Consider the following 18,781-nt stretch of genomic DNA (forward strand, 5'->3'; position numbering starts at 1 on the left):
GTCGGCCCCGTTTCTCCGGTTGGGCCTGTTATTCCGGTCGGCCCCGTTTCTCCGGTTGGGCCTGTTATTCCGGTCGGCCCCGTTTCTCCGGTTGCTCCTGTTATTCCGGTTGGGCCTGTTATCCCTGTTGGTCCAGTCGGTCCTGTTTCTCCGGTTGGAATATAAATTGGTGGAAGAATCGGAAAGGTAGGTCCAATATTTTCTGGTCCTATCATCCCCTTATTCAATGATAAATTGTCATTGCGTTTCAATTTAATACCTCATTCCACATGTTTTTTAATTCATACACATCATTATGACCCTATCATTAAAGAAAAAATTTATAACTATTCTCTTTTTTTCTTCCCAAAGAATTATTACATATATTAAACATTTTACCGTTGCTATAACCGCTTTAATTAATATAATAAATTAATCATTCTATTTAAAAAGTACTAAATCTATAACATTCTTATTTAAAAAGTTGAGGTGATTTATATTCAAGATAATAATGAAATTAGAAAAAAGGAATTAATATCAATGGCTCTTGACATTATTTTCCCTTATAGGCTTACTGGACCTACGGGGCCTACCGGGAATACTGGATCTACCGGCAGTACTGGGTCTACTGGGAGTACTGGGCCTACCGGCAGTACTGGGTCTACTGGGAGTACTGGGCCTACCGGCAATACTGGGTCTATCGTTACAACAAACTCTATGTTCGCTAATAATACATCAGGTGGTCCTGTTTCAGTCATATTAGGAGGAACAAACATTCCACTTTCAAATAACCAAAGTCTTGGTAATTTTACAGTTAACGCTTCAAATGACGTATTTACAATTCCTGTAACTGGAAGATATCATTTAACCTATCAAGTTAATACGACAACCGCTCTACTTGCTGGAACTAGACTACTATTAAACGCTTCTACGCCAATTCCTGGCTCTATTTTTTCTCCCGCTTTATCAACTTCAAATTATAGTAATAATTTAATTACTAATTTAAATGTTGGTAATACAATTTCACTACAATTATTTGGTATATTATCTGTCGTGAATTTAGTTGGAGGTGGATCAACAGGTGCCTCTCTTACAATTATACGAATTGATTAAAAAATGATTCATTCTTTTTATAATAAACAACCTAAATACTCAATTGGTAAATATTACGATAGTAATTACGTAATAAAAGTAAATTGTACTATATCCATAGTAGAAAACATCTATACTAAATTTTCCGTATATATATTATCAATTTACACTTCCCCCATGTCGATGTTACATTAAAGATGAAGATTGTTTCTTTTTTACAGACCATCTCAATATGTATTTGAGGAACATCTCCAATCCTATACGCGAGAGCAATACTATATTGACACTCAATTGAGTGTCTTTTTTTATATTCAAAAAAATAAAACCATCTCTTATAGATGGTTTTAACAATACACTTTTACTCTTCATATTATTGCCAGCTTATAAAGCTGGATAATAAATAGTCATACTTAACCGAGTTAATGTTCTTCCTGAGTTAGTATAAGTATGCGGTCTATCCGCCTTAAAGCGAATTGAGTCCCCATTATTTAACGTATATTGACAATCATTTATGTCAATTGTCAATTCCCCTTCAAATACTGTTATAAACTCCTCTGTTCCTTCTTTATGCGCTTCTGAACTTAATTTCCCTTCTGTATCAATTTCAACCATATAGATTTCAAAGTTCCTATCATCTTGGAAAGGAAATGAGGGATACACCTTATATTTCCCATTGTCTTCAGACAATACTTGAACATCATTTCGTAAAACTACTTTCGTATCAGGCTTTGGATTATTGATTAAAGAGGTAAAGGATACTTTCAAACCATTAGCAATTTTCCATATTGTCGTTATTGTCGGGCTTGAATCTCCTCTTTCTATTTGTCCAATCATTGTTTTACTTACACCTGTTAATTGAGAGACCTTTTCTAAACTTAATTTTTCTTTTTCACGTATTGATTTTAAATTTTTTGCCAGAATAAGTTGAATTTCTTCCATAAAAAACACTCCTACACTGTATACAATATAACGACCGTTATGTATAACAAAAAACGTTATATTGTTCTTTTTGGTCATTATAACACACAAAAAATAAGGAGGTTGAAATGCCTATATTTTCTTTTTTGTTATTTGTATTTATAAGTAGCTTCACACCTGGTCCTAACAATTTCTTAGCTATGACATACGCAAATCAACATGGATTAAAGAGAAGCATAAACTTTTGCTTTGGAGTAGCATTCGGTTTTTTCATCCTCACTTCTTTATGTAGTTTCTTTAATATTGTATTAATTAATATTGTCCCTATAATTGAATTTCCTTTAAAAATTTTAGGTGTCACGTATATGCTATATTTAGCCTTTAAAATAATCACTAGTAAAGGCGGTGCAGATCACAATGAAAAAAATAATAAAAACTTATTTACAGTGGGTATTTTCCTTCAATTTTTTAACCCTAAAGGAATATTATTCGGACTCACAGTAGTCTCTACTTTTATACTCCCTTACTACAATTCATATTCAAGTTTTCTACTTTTCTCATTATTTCTAGGTATAGTCGGTTTACTGAGTACATTTAGTTGGAGCCTTTTTGGTTCCATGTTTCAAAAACTTTTATTAAAACATAATCAATTATTTAACATCATTATGGCTGTTTTATTAGTTTTCAGTGCTATTTCAATTGTTATCCACTAGCTATCAACTCATTCTGGATGCTTTTTTTCATCCTCTTTTCTGTATACACCACATCATTATTATAATAATCTTAAAATGTTTTTATTAATAATCCATTTCGTAGTTCTAATTTATGGATTGGGACTACGAAATAAACTAGAATGTTTCTCACTTTATAATATTAATTTTGTTTTGTGACGCTAGCTTAATAAAGCTCTTCAATATTATTCAATTTAATATTATACGATTGTATGCAAAATGAAAACAATAAGTCTACAACATAGGCATTTGAAAATCTTTTTATAATTATAGAAAAAAGATACGTTATAATATAAATTACTGTTCTTTAGGAGGATCACAATGTCTGATAAGTATAAATTTTTAATTCTCATTGTTACCGCATTTTTTCATTCTTTTCTTTAATAAAAGATTTTCGCAATACTTCAAAAAGTTTCTTTTGGGGTAGTTTTATAATTCTTACAAGCTTCATGATACTATTAATACATGCTCTAGATTTAACTCAAATATTTTTTTATCCAAAGCAAATTGCGCTTGAATTTATTACAATACCACGTAAATTATTTCTACCATCTGTCACTGAGGCCGCCAGTTTCCCTCCAACACTAAGATAATAATTTGATGAAGAGCTCTTTCTAAAAGAGCTCTTTTTTAACCTGAACGTACCATATACAAAATCCAACCTTAATCACTTAATTACTTATAAGAATCTAACTTGTAAAACGCATAATAATTATATTTATTTACTAGTATACAAGCCGTATCTCTTAGTAGAAGCACAGCATAATATACGATACAGGACAAAACTTTCAAAAAAACTTGTCTGAGTTAATTCTCAAAAAGGGGTGAATATAAATGCCTATCGTTAAACCTTTTATAGCTGGAAGACGATTTGTAAGTACAGCAGCAACAGGAACTGCTGCTGGAGCAGATTTAACTTTTGCTAACACAGACTTCACTGATGACACTGGTGCTGTAACAACATTCCCTGCTTCATATGCCTTTTTAACACTTTATATTAATGGTGTTATTCAAACAGGTGATACTATTACTGGTGTAACTACTACAGCTGCTACTATTGTAGGAGGAGCTGTCCTAGATGGAGGCACTCCTATCGCAATTGAATTTACTATAACGTAACTTTAGTTGTCTTTTTAGAGGTTTCATTAAAAGAAACCTCTAATTTTAAAAGTTCATATCAATTTTAGTAGCAACTACATAATACAGTGCATATACTAGATAGAATGATAGAAATTTATACTCACTCTCAAAAAGAGCACTTATCTATAGTGATCTTTTATATAGCGCAATAATTTTTCGTCTATTTGCTCTTGGAGAACCTACTAAGCAGTTAGCTAAATTAGCTAACTGCTTTTTCCATATAGTATTTATTATTATTCATAGCTTTATCCGTAATAGTAACGCTTATGCACTATCTACTATAAATTTTCATATATTGTATTATGCTTGTCCAAAATGTGAAGTTAATACTCACGAAATCTAAATACAAGAAAGGAGTGAAAATATGCGCTCATCCATTCGTAAATTCGCTAATTTTAATTGTGAAGCACAAGCATCTAGTACACTACCTGCCCTAGGTTTTGCCTTCAATGCTACTTCACCTCAATTTGCAACATTATTTACACCACTACTATTACCTAGTACAGGCCCAAATCCTAACATTACTGTCCCTGTAATCAATGATACAATTAGTACTGGAACTGGTATTAAAATTCAGGTAGCTGGTATTTATCAAATTAGCTATACATTAACGATTAGCCTTGATAACGTTCCAGTAGCCCCGGAAGCAGCACGCTTTTTCTTGACATTAAATTCATCGACTAATGTTATTGCAGGATCCGGAACCGCAGTCCGTTCTAATATTATCGGAACTGGTGAAGTCGATGTATCAAGTGGTGTCATTCTAATTAACTTAAACCCTGGTGATTTAATTCAAATTGTCCCCGTTGAAGTAATAGGTACAGTAGATATTCGTTCTGCAGCGTTAACAGTTGCGCAAATTCGTTAATAAAGTGAAACTTTAATGAGCTCTCACCAATCGGGCTTTTACGGGTAGTCCAGCCCCCACCTAACTTCTTTGCTTCCACTAAATTTTGAGGTGGGGGTCTTACTGCCCGGCAAATAACAGGATAAAAACAAAAGACTTGGCTAATTAACATTTAATATGTTCCTTATACACAATATCTTTTTATAGATTTTACACACATTTATATCAAACAAGCATATTTTATTGTATGACTATATAGTCATACAAATCTAAAGCGTTCATAAAAGCACACTTATATGTGTGCTTTATTTTTAATTAAAACCTACAACATTCTCACACAATATCCATATATTATCTTGATTCCTCTCTAAATATATGGTTTGTCTCAGAGCGCTTTTAACAGTGCTCTTTTTATTTAAATTCCAATTTTTAAGGTTCAATTTTATGATTTACGTTATACACATGCTACGCTACTTTTGAAACAAGGTATACATCCAAAGACTGTAAGTGAACACTTCAGTTATAAACATATGTTCATAACATTAAATCGCTATTCACATGTTTTGCCTGGAATGCAGGAGGATACTGTTAAAACATGTAGTGAAAAACTATTTGAATAGTAATATTTATAAATATAAAAAATGCGGTTTCTCCTCTCAAGAGAAACCGCAACATATCAATGCTTTTACTATATTTTAAACTGACTCGTATACAAATCAAAATAGAATCCTTTATCTTTCATAAGAGATTCGTGATCCCCTCTTTCTAAAATTCTTCCATCCTTTATAACAACGATTTGATCTGCTTTTTCAATTGTTTTAAGTCGATGAGCGATCACAAAACTTGTGCGACCTCTCATTAAATTATTTAGTCCTGCTTGTATTTGTAATTCTGTTCTTGTGTCAATATTAGATGTCGCTTCATCGAGAATTAATATATCTGCATCTGCTAAAATTGCTCGTGCAATCGCAAGAAGTTGTTTTTGTCCTTGACTTAAATTCGATCCTTCTGAAGCAATTTCTGTTTCATATTGATTTGGCAAATGCTTAATAAAAGAATGTGCAGATGCTGCCTTAGCTGCAGTGATAACTTCTTCATCAGTAGCATCTAAGCGTCCATAACGGATATTATCCATAATCGAACCAGCAAATAAATACGTATCCTGTAAAACTACTCCTACTTTACTTCGTAAAGAATTAATATCATAATCTTTTATATCTTTTCCATCAATATGAATTTGTCCTTGCTGTATATCATAAAAGCGAGTTAACAAATTAATGATTGTTGTTTTCCCTGATCCAGTCGGACCAACTAAAGCAATTGTCTCTCCTGGCTGCGCTTTAAGACTCACTTCTTTTAAAATCGTTTTATTCTCTGCATAGCCAAATGAAACATTCTCAAGTGCAACATGCCCTTGTAAATTTTGTACAACAAATGCGTCTTTTTTATTTTGAATTTCTGGTACCTCATCCATAATCTCAAAAACACGTTCTCCACCAGCAACTGCCGCTTGAATTGTATTCATTAAAGTCGCAAATTGACTTAACGGTCTTGAGAATTGACGAGAATAATTAATAAAAGCTGCAATAACACCTACTGTTGTCATTCCGTTTAAGACCATAACTGATCCAGTCCCAATGACAAGCCCCATACCTAAGTTATTAATAAAGTTCATACTTGGAAAAATAAAAGCTGAAAATGTATCAGCCTTCGTAGCTGAAACTCTTAGCTGTTCATTAATTTTATTGAAATTTTGTACAGTTTCTTTTTCTTTTCCGTACAACGTCGTAACATCCGCACCTGTAATTGCTTCCTCAATAAATCCATTTAATTCACCTAAATCTTTTTGACGCTTCGCAAAGTTTTTACCACTATATGCAACTAGTTTTTTTGTAACGTAAAACATAATAGGTACTGTAATTAAAGTTACAATTGCTAAAATCCAATTTAAAGCGAACATCGCAATCGTTACACCTATAAAAGTTAACGCTGATGAAATAATTTGTACAACACTTTGTGTCAAAGCTTGATTCAAATTATCTATATCATTTGTCACCCGGCTCATTAAATCACCTTGAGAACGCACATCAAAGAACCGTAAAGAAAGCGTTTGGATTTTCTCAAAAATATCTTGTCTTATTTTTTGAATTGTTTTTAATGCAACGTTAATCATGACAAATGTTTGTAACCATGTTAAAAGTACAGTTACACCGTAAATCGCGATAAGTAACATACACATTCTTGCTGTACCACTTAAATCTTTCGGTACAATATATTGATCTATAATGACTCCCATAAAATAGGGACCTAATAATCCAAGTAAAGTAGTAACAACGACTAGAAATATAACAAACATAAGAGCAGCTTTTTGATAGCCCATATAGTTCCATATCCGCATTACAGTTCCTGGAGCATTTTTAGCTTTCCCCATCTTTGGCGTGTTTCGTCCACCTTTATTAGCAAATTGCCCTTGAAAATTACGCATGTTCTTCCCCACCTTCTTTATGCAAATTACCACCTTGGGAAAGATAAATTTCCTGATAAACCTCACTTTGTTCTAATAATTGTTCATGTGTACCATTGCCAACTAATTCACCATTATCTAATACAAGTATTTTATCCGCATCCATTATGGAAGAAATTTTGGACGCAATTAATAAAGTCGTTGTGCCTTTATATTTTGTTTTTAAAGCTGTTTGAATAGTAGCCTCTGATTTCGCATCAACTGCTGATGTAGAATCATCTAATATGAGAATCGGTGGTTTTCTCACAAGTGCCCTTGCAATTGATAGACGTTGTTTTTGTCCACCTGATAAATTTGTCGCACCTTGTGTTAAATTATATTGATAAGATTCTTCCAGCTTATTGATAAACTCAGTCGCACAAGCTGATGCAGCTGCTACTTCCAGCTCATCATGTGTTGCATCTTCTTTACCATAACGTAAATTCTCTTCTATACTACCTGAGAACAACAAAGCCTTCTGAGGTACAAACCCTATTGAAGCACGGAGTTTTTGCAAATCATATGTTTTAACATCTATTCCATCTATACATATTTCACCTTGATCAACATCATATAGACGTGGTAACAGCTTCGCTAAGGTAGATTTACCACTTCCAGTCGATCCAATAATCCCTACTTTTTCACCTTTTTGTATGCTAAACGAAATATCTTTTAAAACGTATTCATTATTTTTCGTATAGCTATAACTAACATTTTTAAATTGAATATTCCCCTCGATTTTCTCAGGTTCGATCGCATTCGCTCCGCTTATAATATCAACCTCTGTATTTAACACTTGCTGTACACGATCCGCAGATGGAAAAGCTCGCGCAATTTGAATAAATACCATGCTAATCGACATAAGTGACATTAAAATGATATTCAAGTAATTAATAAATGCCAAAATCGCTCCTACTTGAAGCGTTCCATTGAATACTTTTTCCCCACCAATCCATAATGTTGCGACAATCCCGCCACTTACAACTAGCATAATGATTGGCATCATTAAAGAAATAAGCTGCACAGCTCGAATATTTATCTTCGTTAAATTTGTATTTACATTTCCAAATTGAGCGATTTCATATTTTTGTCTTACATACGCTTTTATAACACGCACACCAGATAAATTTTCTTGTAACTTTGTATTGACTTTGTCTAATGCCTCTTGCACCTTTTTAAATGTACCACTTGCTTTACTTGCAATTAAAATAATCGCAAGTAATAAAATTGGAATAACTACAAGTAATATTGGAAATAACTCTCGCGCTGTTACAAAAACAATAATTATACTTCCAATAAACAACAGCGGACCACGAACGAGAACACGTAATGTCATTGTCATTGCCGATTGGATGGAAGTGATATCATTCGTCACAATCGTTAATAATTTACCTGTTCCAAATGAATCACGATTATTACTAGAAAATGTTTCTATTGTCGCAAACACATCTTTTCGTATGTCTGTAGCGAAATTAACAGCTGCTTTTGTAGAATACATCATACACCCAAGCCCTCCAACTAAACCGAGTGCTGCTGCTCCTATCATAAGAAGCCCCATTTTTATTACATAATTTAAATCCCGATTTGCAATCCCAACATCAATGATATGTTGCATAATAGTCGGTTGAATTAAGTCCATCGCAACCTCAAGTACCATAAATAGCGGTCCAATAATAGCGAAGAACATGTATGGTTTTAAATACTGTAATAACTTACGAAATGATTTCATACATAATCTCCTTTTCCTATGAAATTACCACTGAATAATTCATATCCCTCCTTATTTAAGCGATATTTTTTGCAATTTCTTCATTACTTCTATTATATTATGTAAATTAATATTTAACATTATTAAATGATAAGTATTAATGACTTTCTGGTCAATACATATGCTTTATATTATGTAAATACAAAAACCGCATTCTTAATAAAAAGAATACGGTTTTTTCATCTATATTTCTTCAATTGTAAAATTTAAAAACTCAGTCTCAAATCCCTTATTTTTAGAAGGACTACACGTGTAAAAACCTATTTTAATAGGCTCATTCCCTATATCCTCCATTAAATGAGCGATTCTTATTTGTTCCCATTGATGGCTCTTTTTCACATATATTGTATAATCACCGCGTTTTCGAATAATGCGAAAACGAAGTTGTTGCTTAGCTGCTTCAGTTGGATAATCTTGCGTTGACCAGTCAGAATATCCATTATTCGTTACGACAGCACCTAAGTGAGATGGACCATCTGGAATATATTCTAATGAAGTTTTCAGCCAACAGTTCTCCGAAATCATAACAAAAAGACCTGCTTGATCGAATTTTGAATTTGGATTCATACGTAACTGAACTTCAGCTTGAAAGTCTGTCATCATCTCATTATAAAATACATGACCATTCATTACTTCAAAACCATAATGTGTTTTAAGCCAAAAATCGGTTTCTGCTTTCGAACGGACAATAAACGCATGATTGTCATTAATTTTATAGTATTCAGGTACATTCATTATAGTGAGTTGCTCAATACTTTCTGGTATATACGATATATTCATAGCTCCTCCATAACAAAGCATTTATATAGACATTTAAAACTCCGCTAATACTGGGAATTTATAACCTTTAAAATCTAACTCTTTATCACTTCGAACCATTAAATACTTGCTAGACTGTAATTCTGTAAACTGTACATCCTCAACCCCTAATTGATCCGGAGAAAAATAAAATTCGATTTCCGTAAACCTTTCATTGATTTCTCCACATAATTCATCTAAAACCGGAAGTACTGGCGCAAATACTCCAAATAATTTCAACTTTTCATTGTCTACTTCATAAACGATTAAAGCATCTAGTTTCTCTGAATAATACAGTTTCTCATTCCATTCTGAATCATACATATTCAAATAAAATGAAGGATGGAAGTTTAAAGTTGAAAAACTATTTGAAAGTCTTTGGCTACTATCAATAGTTTCATGTATTAACTGTCTATTCTCTATATTATAGAAATCTAACTTTTTAAGTAGTGAATGGTTATTATTAATATTTTTATCATATGGTATAGTCATCAAATATTCCTGCACAACTTTAAATCCAAATGCTGTATATAGTTCAGGTTTTTCCGTAAACAATAATGCACATTCACATTTCTTATCAATTTCTTCTATCATTTTACTCATTAATTGTGTCATTAGCCCTTGTCTACGGAAATTAGGGTGTGTCATTACTGATTGAATACCCGCCGCATTTATTTTTTCACCATTAATTAATAATGGGAGTGAAAATGCCGCAACATTTGCAATCACTTTCTCTTCTTGTAAAAATGATAAAGCTTTATATGTATCATCCCAATATCCTTTATCCGAAAAATCATTCAATGTTTGAGTTGTAATTCCAAACACTTCTTCAAATAAAGGAAATAACTGCTCTCTTTTCGGTTCTTCTATTAGAAGACTTGCCAATTTTTCAACATTCCCCATGTTGTACCTCCAAATGTTAAATTCCATTAAATTAGATATACTTATATGACCTACTCTTAAAAATAGAGGTCTTACCAATCAATATACTATCATAAAACATAAAAAAAAAGTCTAATTAATTTTATGTTTCGACTATTTGAAAATAAGTCGAATAAAAAAATATTAAGATTTTCGGATATTAATTAGTTTATTTTATAAAAATAGCGCTTTCTAATTAGCCTTTACTAATAGAAATACACTATTTATAATAAAATATTTTTATTCTTTTATCCCTTCAAGTCTTTCCTTCGTATTAATTTCTTCTCCACTTATACGCTTTTCAAAAGACTTTCTCCAACTATTTGAAAGTGCATTTACTTCTAATATCCTTTTTACCCCTTCAATATTTTGTTTTTCCTTATGCATAATACGGTTAGCGAATGCTACTGAAACACCTTTTGGATCAGACTGTAGTCTTTTTAAGGTGTCGACTGATGATACCCATCCTTCTTTTAATACACGAAAATAAAATCCTGTATATCCTGTTTCTTGAAAATATAGTGGTAACTTTGGAATATTATATTTTTTTGCTAATTTAAAACAAGGTTGCCTTGGTTGTGTTACCTGTACGATTGCCTGTCCTAGCTCAAACGTATCACCAATACAAACATCCTCTTCGCTCATACCACTAACTGTTATATTTTCTCCGAAAGCCCCATATACAAGATCTTGATTCAATTCTTTTTCCCAGTATGGATAGTGATCACCAGTATAAACACAAACTGCTTTATCTACTCCTCCATGATGAACTAAGTCAGCTTGTCCATCCCCATTAAATTTTACAAAGGATAAATATACCGGTTCCTTTACTTGTTTCTTATTTATGCCTGTATGAATTACCTTTCCGCCGTATGTAACCTCTTTTGGTAATCCTATATTTAAAGATAATAATTGATATTCATTAGCCATTCTATTTCCTCCTTTAAAGGTGTTACATGTATTTTCTCTCAATTAATTTTTACAACCCTCTCTGTTATTTAAAGATGATTATAAAACCTCTAAAATCATTGTTCAATTCAATTATTTATATAATAATGATAGGTATAACCTATTATTATACTTGAGGTGATTTCAATCGAATTACGACAACTTGAATACTTTTTAGCTGTTTCAAAAGAATTACATTTCACAAAAGCAGCTGAGAAATTAAATATTTCACAGCCTTCTCTAAGTCAACAAATACGTGCATTAGAGCATGAAGTAGGAATGCCACTTTTCGATCGAATTGGTAAAAAAATATCTCTAACTGAAGCAGGGAAGATTTTATTATCACATAGTAAAACCATTTTTCATGAAGTCGAACAAGCTCGTTCAGCTATTCAAGACCTAAACGGATTACAGCAAGGTTCCTTAACAATAGGGGCTTTGTTAACCGTTGTAAATTACTTACTACCACCAGCTATTTTAAATTTTAATAATTTATATCCTAATATAGAGCTTTCTGTATTAGGGCTTCGTACAGGAGATATTCGTAAAAAATTATTACAAAACGAACTACATATTGGAATTACATTTCTCCCAGTGCAAGATAAAGAGATTATCTCTATCCCTCTATACAAAAGCGATCTTAAATTAGTCGTGCCCACTGGTCATCGATTAGCTGAACGTAATCATGTATCTATTGCTGAATTACAGAACTATCCTTTAATTCTTTTACCTAAAAATTTCTTTTTAACCGAACTAATTACATCTTATTGTCAAAAATTCAACTTTAAACCAAGACCAATTTTAGAAATTAGCACGATGGAATCTTTAATCCAAATGGTTTCCAAAGCAATGGGAATTACAGTGTTACCCAAACCATATATAGACTTTTTACAAAATAATAACATTCAAGCTATTAAAATAGAAAACCCTACTCCAACAATTGAAATAGGGTTAATTTATAGAAAAGATAAATATATGTGTGCTGCAACTCAAGAATTTATTGAACAACTAAAAAGCACAGTAAGTTCTTTCCAAAACTAAAAAAAAGAGATTATCCTATGAAACCGTTTCACAACGATCTAGTAGAATAATCTCTTTTCAAAACAAAGTAAACATTATATTAAACTCTTATAGATTTTAATGTACCTTTTTAGATATTGGAATATATTTAGTAAAATATGCACCAACTAGCTATAATACAATTGAAAATAACCAAGTAAAAGCACCGCCAAAGTGAAACCAATATGCAAACATATTTAAAATTGCGAGTGAAAAGAAGCAAATAGAAGTTAACGCACTTTTCAATCCTTTTATCCCGGTTTTTTTTCTCTTTTGATAAGCAATATACATCGCAATGACAAGAAAAAAGATAAGAATAAATGGTAACATAACTTTTAGCATTGGTAATCCCTCCAGTGTAAATGCACTCTCTTCATTATCATCTTATCTCATTTATCTTTTAGGCATCAATTCATTCTTATCTTCCCTCCAAAAGTCAGTATAAGTTTTATTTTTAAAGTTCACGTTCACCTCAGAAAACGGCATACTTCCTCCAACTTTCAATGAGTACCAGTCGTTTAAAAGTGGTGATCCGAAACAAATCTTCATTGTACGATCATGTAAATCGAATAATACAGAATGTAAAGTTCCAAACCATTCTTCATAGTTATGTACAGTCAGTCCATCAGGATATTCTTCTTCTACTAACTTTTTTAAAGACTCTATGCTCACTTGTTCATATCCATTTAAATGCTCATGTAAAACATGATATCTCTTTGTAGATTGTTCTAATTTCCTATTATTTAATTTCTGAATTGATGAACTAACTGCATGGTTTGTTGATACAATAAAAGCTTGGTTGTCACCATCAATCGTTGTTGTGGATTTATGACCGTCAAATATTTCAATATGTGCTGCGTTTAAAGGATCAGCTACTATTAAATTAATATTACTAGCAATTGGTATTTCTTCTATTAGTGATTTAGCTTCCTGCACATTTTTACATTTCTCCAACAACAATCGAATTACCGCAAAACACTGTAAACCATTTACCATTGGCTTTCTTAAACCTGCAATGTTTCCTACTGGTTGACCACATGCTGAAAATGTAACAGATAATCCATGTTCGTTAACCCCTTCTGTTCGACCAAAATATTGAGTAGAAAAGCCACTATGTGCATACGCACCTTCAACATGCGTCGAGCAAAAACGCATATCATCTATTACTGGTGACAAATCATAATTTCTTAATACATAAGTGTGAGTTAAATCTGTCTTTTTAGGTAATACTGCACAATGACTACAACCTGCTTTCAATAGTGTTTGATAGTAATACATCATATTTTTTGAAGGAATTTTTAACACTTCACAAAAACCTTCAATTTCTTCATTAATTCCAGAACAATATTGATTTAATATATTTCTAGATTCTGTCCAATGGTTATGCGATATTAAGTTTTCTTGCTCTATAAATTGCGGAATAAGATAAGAATGTTGTTTCACAAATTCACCTTGTTGCTTACCAATTTCATAATGACTTCCTTTGAGCGATGAAAAATATCCCTTTACTTGATACATCAAATTCCCCCTCTTATTAAACATATCCATATCGTACCAAATGAATCCCATTCATTCTTGATGTTTTTTACTACCTTACCTTAACTCCATGCCACTTTAAAACCTCCACTAATAATTATTTACTAAATAATTATTTTTTTGTTAATATTGCTACAGAAGCTTTACTTCAAAATAAAATAGTTTAATATCAAATGAGCAAAATACTATATTGAACTTACTCGTAAGCAATCATCTAATTTTTGAGATTAAGAAACTTATTTATCAAAGCAACAGGAGAATTATGTATGAGCAATTGCAAACCAATTGATGAATTAACTATTGAAGACCTAAAACAAAACCCCATTTGGGAATGGGCAATAGATGAAGAGGAAAACGAAGAACATGACGAAACATGGGTAAAACCAGCAGCAACTACTAATTTTACAGAGGAGCTAAACGGTTCAATCGTACTAGGCGAACTATTCTTACATAATAGTGAAAAATTCCCTATGATGTGTGAAATTGACATTGAAAATAACGAGGCAGTAATTCGTTCTGTTGTTTATTATAACAAAGCAGAAAATGAGTATATTGCTATAGAAGATATTGTGAAAACGGTCGAAATGCCGTTATCGATTATTATTAACCTAACAATTCATGCAGAATCCAAAACCTTACGCTTCACTGCACATAAAGTAGATATTTATAAAAATTCAATAACGACTAATTTAAATTAAAGTTGGGCGAAATAAAGAAAACAATTATTAAATAAAGTGAAGCTTTAATCAGTGGGGGTCTTACTGCCCAGCAAATAGCGGGATAAAAACCGGAAAATGATTATCGATTCCCCGGTTTTTCAAACTAGATTAAAGTATTCCCTTTTCTACTAAAGTCTCTGCGATTTGAACTGAATTCCAAGCCGCACCTTTTAATAGGTTATCAGAAACAATCCAGAGGTGGAATCCGTTTGGCATATCAGGATCTTTACGTATTCTTCCGACAAATGTATCTATTTTCCCTTCTGCATATAATGGCATTGGATACAGCTGTTTACTAGGGTTATCCTGCAAAATAACACCTGGTGCATCCATTAATACTTCCTTAATTTCCGTAACGGTTGCTTCTTTTTCCAGTTCTATATAAACCGATTCTGAATGCCCTGATACAACTGGAACACGTACACAAGTAGCTGCCATTTTCAGGTTTTCATCTTCTAATATTTTCTTCGTTTCTTGAATCATTTTTACTTCTTCAAAAGTAAAATCATTGTCTGTAAATATATCTACTTGAGGCAGTACATTAAACGCTATTGGGTAATGTTTTTTATCTTTTTTCGCCGGTAATATATTACTTTTCACTTCTTCACCAGCAAGCATAGACTTAGCCTGCTCTTGTAATTCATGAATCGCATGAATGCCAGAACCCGATACGGCTTGATATGTTGAAACGATGATTCTTTCTAAACCGAATGATTTTCGAATCGGCTGAAGTGCTGTTACCATCTGTAATGCTGAACAATTTGGAACTGCAATGATACCTTTATGCTGCTTTAAAGTATGCGCATTCACTTCCGGAACAACGAGCGGTACACCTTGTGCCATTCGGTACTCACTTGTGTTATCAATTACAATCGCACCACTAGAAACTGCATGAGTTACAAATTGTCTAGATACTTCTCCCCCAGCGCTAAAAAAGGCAATATCTACACCTTCAAAGCTAGTTGTTTTTGCCTCTTTTATAATTATCTCTCGTCCTTTGAATCTTACTTTCTTACCAGCGGATCGTTTTGACGAAAGCAATGTAACTTCAACTATATTAAACTTCATTTCATTCTCTAACAGTTCAATAATTTTTTGCCCTACCGCACCTGTAGCCCCAACAACAGCTACATGATAGCCCTTTTTTTTCATCTTTTCTCCTCCAATATCACCTGAATGAATATTTCTACAATTTCATTTTATACAGAATTTAATCATTTGGAAAATTAAAATACATGATATAATCATTCACAAATCATGATAATAAAAGAGGGATCGCTTATGGAAATGAGACATGTTAAAACATTTTGCGCCATTGTGAAGTATGGTAATTTTTCTAAGGCTGCGCATGCGCTAGGTTATGCGCAATCTACTGTTACAGCACATATGAAAGCTTTAGAGAACGATTTACATATTCCTCTTTTCGATCGGTTAGGGAAAAAAGTGCTACTTACAAAAGCAGGTCATCAATTTCATCCTTATGCATTAGAATTACTTTCAATATATGAAAAAGCGCGAGAAATCCCCCAAAATACAGATTATTTAGAAGGTACATTAAGTATTACATCTAATGAATCATTAGCGGTATACCGATTACCACAATTATTACGTACTTACAAACAGAAAAATCCAAAAGTAAATATCGTACTTGAAACAAACACAAATGAACAAGCATTACAAAAATTACGTGAAGGAGAAACAGACGTTGTCTTCATAATTGGAGAAAGTATAGAACATAATGATTTTATTACGCGTACTTTTAGTAATGAAACATTTGGATGGATTTTACCAGCTTATTCCTCTGCACATACAAATCCATTCCAGTTATTACAGGACACCCAGTTCATTTTTACAGAACAAAGCTGCGGCTATAGGCCAATGGTAGATCGTTTTTTACGTCAAAGTGGAAATATTCCAGCTAAAACATTTGAAACTTCCAATGTTGAAGTCATTAAACAATCCGTTATGTGTGAGTTAGGCATTTCAATTCTTCCTTATATCGTTGTACAAGAAAGTTGCCAAAAAGGACAACTATGTTTTCAACCTATCGAAACTCCAACAGTTATTCAAAGTTATGTAATCTATCATAAATCTAGATGGATTTCCCCGGTATTACAATCGTTCCTTTCCTTACTTGAACGAGACTAAAATATTAAGACGTACATAGAAAAAGAGTAATTGCCTAATAAGCAATGAACTGCACCCCAATTGTTAGACACAGTCTAACAATTGGAGGTGCAGTTTTTCTATGGCTAAATTTACAGCTGATGAAAAAATACAAATCGTTCTACGTTATTTGAACGGAAATGAAAGTTATCGAGAAATGGGTAAATCGATTGGTATAAGTGACACAATTATTTTGAATTGGGTAAACCAATATAAACAGAATGGTATGGAAGCTTTTCTAAAACGATGTACAAATTACACACAACAATTTAAACTAGACGTACTAAACTTTATGATTGAAAACGGTATGTCCTTATTTGAGACGGCAGCTATCTTTAACATTCCTGCCCCTTCAACGATTTCTGTTTGGAAAAAACAGCTCGAAACACAAGGAATTGATGCCCTTCAATCAAGGAAAAAGAGGCGTCCATCCATGAAAAAAGAGTCAAATAAACAATCAAAACAAGCACCAGTTGAAATTTCAGTCGAAGCACTTGAAGTACGTATTAAACAGCTTGAAATGGAAAATGAGTACTTAAAAAAGTTGAATGCCTTAGTTCAAAACAAGGAAAAATGAAGGTGTTATGGCTACCGTCGCATTCGTGATGAGTTAACGAATAGTGGTCAGAAAGTGAATCACAAGAAGGTTCTGCACATTATGAAAGAGCTTGGATTAAAGTGGGTTGTACGTATGAAAAAATATAAGTCTTATGAAGAGAAAACCGGTAAAATGACACCAAATATTTTAGCGCGTAGTTTTCATGCAGATGCACCGAATCAAAAATGGGTAACAGAAATTTTTTGGAGAGAAACTTTATTTATTACCTGTATTAGACTTGTATAATGGTGAAATTATTACCTATACAATAGGCTCTAGACCGACGTATTCACTTGTTTCAGAAATGTCAGAGAACGCATTAGAACGTTTGCTTGAAAATCACCAACTATTGATGCATTCAGATCAAGGGTGGCATTACCAAATGAAACAATATGTCCGTACTCTTGAATCAAGAGGTATTGTGCAGAGTATGTCTCGAAAAGGCAACTGTTATGACAACGCAATAATGGACAATTTCTTCGGGATCATGAAGTCGGAATTCCTCTACATAAAAGAGTTTGAAAGTGTAGAACATTTTAAAATAGAATTAAAAAAATATACAAATTATTATAATACGAAACGGATAAAGACAAGATTAAAAATGAGCCCGGTGCAATACCAGACTCACTTTTATCAAGCTTCCTAATGAAATAACCATGTTTAACTTTTAGGGGGCACTTCAAATCCTCAAAAACTTCTGCTTGTTTTTTGGTAACATCCTGGTTTTTTTCAATAACTTTCTGATACTGTTCATTCTTTTTTACATAGTCAAAAGCATCCACGCGAATAACGCTGCGAATGCTCCCCGTTAAGAGCTCTTTTAAATAAACTTTTCACATTATTCCTTTAATTACTAACCCTAAAATCCCTGCTGTGACTGCCCCGATAATAATTCGTAAAATCCAAACTGTATTTAAACTGATTTTTTCCAATTGCTTATTAACTGTAGAAATGTCTTTTTCATTTATCGTTGTACGCATCTCTACATTTCTTATTTCTCGCATGATTTCTTTTTGGTTCAAGGTCAACTCCTCTATTTTTTTCTTGATATCTTCCAT

General features: G+C 32.6%; 18 protein-coding genes and 3 pseudogenes. 9 read left to right on the top strand and 12 right to left on the bottom strand.

Annotated elements, in window-relative coordinates:
• Positions 1 to 251 (bottom strand): exosporium leader peptide-containing protein (locus tag F3I02_RS17700; RefSeq protein ID WP_196478263.1); only part of this gene is annotated, 251 nt, incomplete at its 3' end.
• A gap of 217 nt (positions 252 to 468) precedes the next feature.
• Between F3I02_RS17700 and F3I02_RS17705 the strand changes: the two genes are divergently transcribed.
• Positions 469 to 1,092, top strand: coding sequence for a BclA C-terminal domain-containing protein (locus F3I02_RS17705; protein WP_196478264.1), 624 nt, complete (start codon positions 469 to 471; stop codon positions 1,090 to 1,092).
• A gap of 360 nt (positions 1,093 to 1,452) precedes the next feature.
• On the opposite strand, the gene F3I02_RS17710 is transcribed toward F3I02_RS17705, so the two are convergent.
• Entirely contained in the window at positions 1,453 to 2,088 is a 636-nt protein-coding gene (locus tag F3I02_RS17710) for a helix-turn-helix domain-containing protein (protein WP_196478265.1), read from the bottom strand.
• A gap of 29 nt (positions 2,089 to 2,117) precedes the next feature.
• Here F3I02_RS17710 and F3I02_RS17715 point away from each other — a divergent pair, with 29 nt between their 5' ends.
• The 4 genes and pseudogenes from F3I02_RS17715 (at position 2,118) to exsF (ending at position 4,728) form a co-directional block, all read left to right on the top strand.
• Positions 2,118 to 2,702 (top strand): LysE family translocator, encoded by a 585-nt coding sequence (locus F3I02_RS17715; protein ID WP_001121277.1) that lies wholly within the window; start codon positions 2,118 to 2,120, stop codon positions 2,700 to 2,702.
• A gap of 339 nt (positions 2,703 to 3,041) precedes the next feature.
• Positions 3,042 to 3,313, top strand: a pseudogene (locus F3I02_RS17720) (hypothetical protein).
• A gap of 241 nt (positions 3,314 to 3,554) precedes the next feature.
• Positions 3,555 to 3,839: a DUF4183 domain-containing protein gene (locus F3I02_RS17725; protein WP_001123247.1), complete on the top strand. Its 285-nt coding sequence runs from the start codon at positions 3,555 to 3,557 to the stop codon at positions 3,837 to 3,839.
• Between the two features lie 385 nt (positions 3,840 to 4,224).
• Complete coding sequence (exsF, locus tag F3I02_RS17730) at positions 4,225 to 4,728, top strand: exosporium protein ExsF (protein WP_001257879.1); 504 nt, start codon at positions 4,225 to 4,227, stop codon at positions 4,726 to 4,728.
• 667 nt (positions 4,729 to 5,395) lie between these two features.
• Here exsF and F3I02_RS17735 read toward each other — a convergent pair.
• The 5 genes from F3I02_RS17735 to F3I02_RS17755 all read right to left on the bottom strand — a co-directional run bounded on the left by F3I02_RS17735 (position 5,396) and on the right by F3I02_RS17755 (position 11,627).
• Positions 5,396 to 7,192 (bottom strand): ABC transporter ATP-binding protein, encoded by a 1,797-nt coding sequence (locus F3I02_RS17735; RefSeq protein ID WP_196478266.1) that lies wholly within the window; start codon positions 7,190 to 7,192, stop codon positions 5,396 to 5,398.
• Positions 7,185 to 8,939 carry an ABC transporter ATP-binding protein gene (locus tag F3I02_RS17740; RefSeq protein ID WP_196478267.1) on the bottom strand — a complete coding sequence of 585 codons (1,755 nt, stop codon included), beginning with the start codon at positions 8,937 to 8,939 and terminating at the stop codon, positions 7,185 to 7,187. Before F3I02_RS17740 ends, F3I02_RS17735 begins: the two co-directional genes overlap by 8 nt.
• A gap of 222 nt (positions 8,940 to 9,161) precedes the next feature.
• Entirely contained in the window at positions 9,162 to 9,758 is a 597-nt protein-coding gene (locus F3I02_RS17745) for a DUF1349 domain-containing protein (RefSeq protein WP_001027685.1), read from the bottom strand.
• A gap of 33 nt (positions 9,759 to 9,791) precedes the next feature.
• A complete protein-coding gene (locus tag F3I02_RS17750; protein WP_196478268.1) occupies positions 9,792 to 10,679 on the bottom strand; it encodes a GNAT family N-acetyltransferase in 888 nt (295 codons plus the stop codon).
• Between the two features lie 258 nt (positions 10,680 to 10,937).
• A complete protein-coding gene (locus F3I02_RS17755; protein ID WP_001262998.1) occupies positions 10,938 to 11,627 on the bottom strand; it encodes an MOSC domain-containing protein in 690 nt (229 codons plus the stop codon).
• Positions 11,628 to 11,783: 156 nt separating this feature from the next.
• Here F3I02_RS17755 and F3I02_RS17760 point away from each other — a divergent pair, with 156 nt between their 5' ends.
• On the top strand, positions 11,784 to 12,686 hold the full coding sequence (locus tag F3I02_RS17760) for a LysR family transcriptional regulator (RefSeq protein ID WP_196478269.1): 903 nt from the start codon (positions 11,784 to 11,786) through the stop codon (positions 12,684 to 12,686).
• Positions 12,687 to 12,836: 150 nt separating this feature from the next.
• On the opposite strand, the gene F3I02_RS17765 is transcribed toward F3I02_RS17760, so the two are convergent.
• Together F3I02_RS17765 and F3I02_RS17770 are read right to left on the bottom strand one after the other, a co-directional pair.
• Positions 12,837 to 13,046, bottom strand: coding sequence for a hypothetical protein (locus F3I02_RS17765; RefSeq protein WP_196478270.1), 210 nt, complete (start codon positions 13,044 to 13,046; stop codon positions 12,837 to 12,839).
• Positions 13,047 to 13,097: 51 nt separating this feature from the next.
• Complete coding sequence (locus F3I02_RS17770) at positions 13,098 to 14,222, bottom strand: C45 family autoproteolytic acyltransferase/hydrolase (protein WP_046946311.1); 1,125 nt, start codon at positions 14,220 to 14,222, stop codon at positions 13,098 to 13,100.
• A gap of 284 nt (positions 14,223 to 14,506) precedes the next feature.
• Between F3I02_RS17770 and F3I02_RS17775 the strand changes: the two genes are divergently transcribed.
• The gene (locus tag F3I02_RS17775; RefSeq protein ID WP_046946312.1) at positions 14,507 to 14,938 is read left to right on the top strand and encodes a hypothetical protein; all 432 of its coding nucleotides are present in this window, start codon (positions 14,507 to 14,509) and stop codon (positions 14,936 to 14,938) included.
• Between the two features lie 129 nt (positions 14,939 to 15,067).
• Here F3I02_RS17775 and F3I02_RS17780 read toward each other — a convergent pair whose 3' ends face one another.
• Positions 15,068 to 16,111: an aspartate-semialdehyde dehydrogenase gene (locus tag F3I02_RS17780; protein ID WP_000726549.1), complete on the bottom strand. Its 1,044-nt coding sequence runs from the start codon at positions 16,109 to 16,111 to the stop codon at positions 15,068 to 15,070.
• Between the two features lie 129 nt (positions 16,112 to 16,240).
• Between F3I02_RS17780 and F3I02_RS17785 the strand changes: the two genes are divergently transcribed.
• Positions 16,241 to 17,107, top strand: coding sequence for a LysR family transcriptional regulator (locus tag F3I02_RS17785; RefSeq protein ID WP_000425906.1), 867 nt, complete (start codon positions 16,241 to 16,243; stop codon positions 17,105 to 17,107).
• A 100-nt stretch (positions 17,108 to 17,207) separates the two neighbouring features.
• A pseudogene (locus F3I02_RS17790) lies at positions 17,208 to 18,369 on the top strand (IS3 family transposase).
• Positions 18,370 to 18,403: 34 nt separating this feature from the next.
• On the opposite strand, the pseudogene F3I02_RS34020 reads toward F3I02_RS17790, so the two are convergent.
• Positions 18,404 to 18,531, bottom strand: a pseudogene (locus F3I02_RS34020) (BhlA/UviB family holin-like peptide); the annotation flags it as partial.
• Positions 18,532 to 18,556: 25 nt separating this feature from the next.
• On the bottom strand, positions 18,557 to 18,781 hold the full coding sequence (locus F3I02_RS17795; RefSeq protein WP_196477511.1) for a hypothetical protein: 225 nt from the start codon (positions 18,779 to 18,781) through the stop codon (positions 18,557 to 18,559).

The organism is Bacillus sp. SRB3LM (assembly GCF_015712745.1).
Classification (GTDB): domain Bacteria; phylum Bacillota; class Bacilli; order Bacillales; family Bacillaceae_G; genus Bacillus_A; species Bacillus_A thuringiensis_K.

Bases quoted from the DNA above. Each gene is read 5' to 3' on its own strand.
- F3I02_RS17710 (WP_196478265.1), bottom strand. From the start codon at position 2,088: ATGACCAAAAAGAACAATATAACGTTTTTTGTTATACATAACGGTCGT.
- F3I02_RS17715 (WP_001121277.1), top strand. From the start codon at position 2,118: ATGCCTATATTTTCTTTTTTGTTATTTGTATTTATAAGTAGCTTCACA.
- F3I02_RS17725 (WP_001123247.1), top strand. From the start codon at position 3,555: ATGCCTATCGTTAAACCTTTTATAGCTGGAAGACGATTTGTAAGTACA.
- exsF (WP_001257879.1), top strand. From the start codon at position 4,225: ATGCGCTCATCCATTCGTAAATTCGCTAATTTTAATTGTGAAGCACAA.
- F3I02_RS17735 (WP_196478266.1), bottom strand. From the start codon at position 7,192: ATGCGTAATTTTCAAGGGCAATTTGCTAATAAAGGTGGACGAAACACG.
- F3I02_RS17740 (WP_196478267.1), bottom strand. From the start codon at position 8,939: ATGAAATCATTTCGTAAGTTATTACAGTATTTAAAACCATACATGTTC.
- F3I02_RS17745 (WP_001027685.1), bottom strand. From the start codon at position 9,758: ATGAATATATCGTATATACCAGAAAGTATTGAGCAACTCACTATAATG.
- F3I02_RS17750 (WP_196478268.1), bottom strand. From the start codon at position 10,679: ATGGGGAATGTTGAAAAATTGGCAAGTCTTCTAATAGAAGAACCGAAA.
- F3I02_RS17755 (WP_001262998.1), bottom strand. From the start codon at position 11,627: ATGGCTAATGAATATCAATTATTATCTTTAAATATAGGATTACCAAAA.
- F3I02_RS17765 (WP_196478270.1), bottom strand. From the start codon at position 13,046: ATGCTAAAAGTTATGTTACCATTTATTCTTATCTTTTTTCTTGTCATT.
- F3I02_RS17770 (WP_046946311.1), bottom strand. From the start codon at position 14,222: ATGTATCAAGTAAAGGGATATTTTTCATCGCTCAAAGGAAGTCATTAT.
- F3I02_RS17775 (WP_046946312.1), top strand. From the start codon at position 14,507: ATGAGCAATTGCAAACCAATTGATGAATTAACTATTGAAGACCTAAAA.
- F3I02_RS17780 (WP_000726549.1), bottom strand. From the start codon at position 16,111: ATGAAAAAAAAGGGCTATCATGTAGCTGTTGTTGGGGCTACAGGTGCG.
- F3I02_RS17785 (WP_000425906.1), top strand. From the start codon at position 16,241: ATGGAAATGAGACATGTTAAAACATTTTGCGCCATTGTGAAGTATGGT.
- F3I02_RS17795 (WP_196477511.1), bottom strand. From the start codon at position 18,781: ATGGAAGATATCAAGAAAAAAATAGAGGAGTTGACCTTGAACCAAAAA.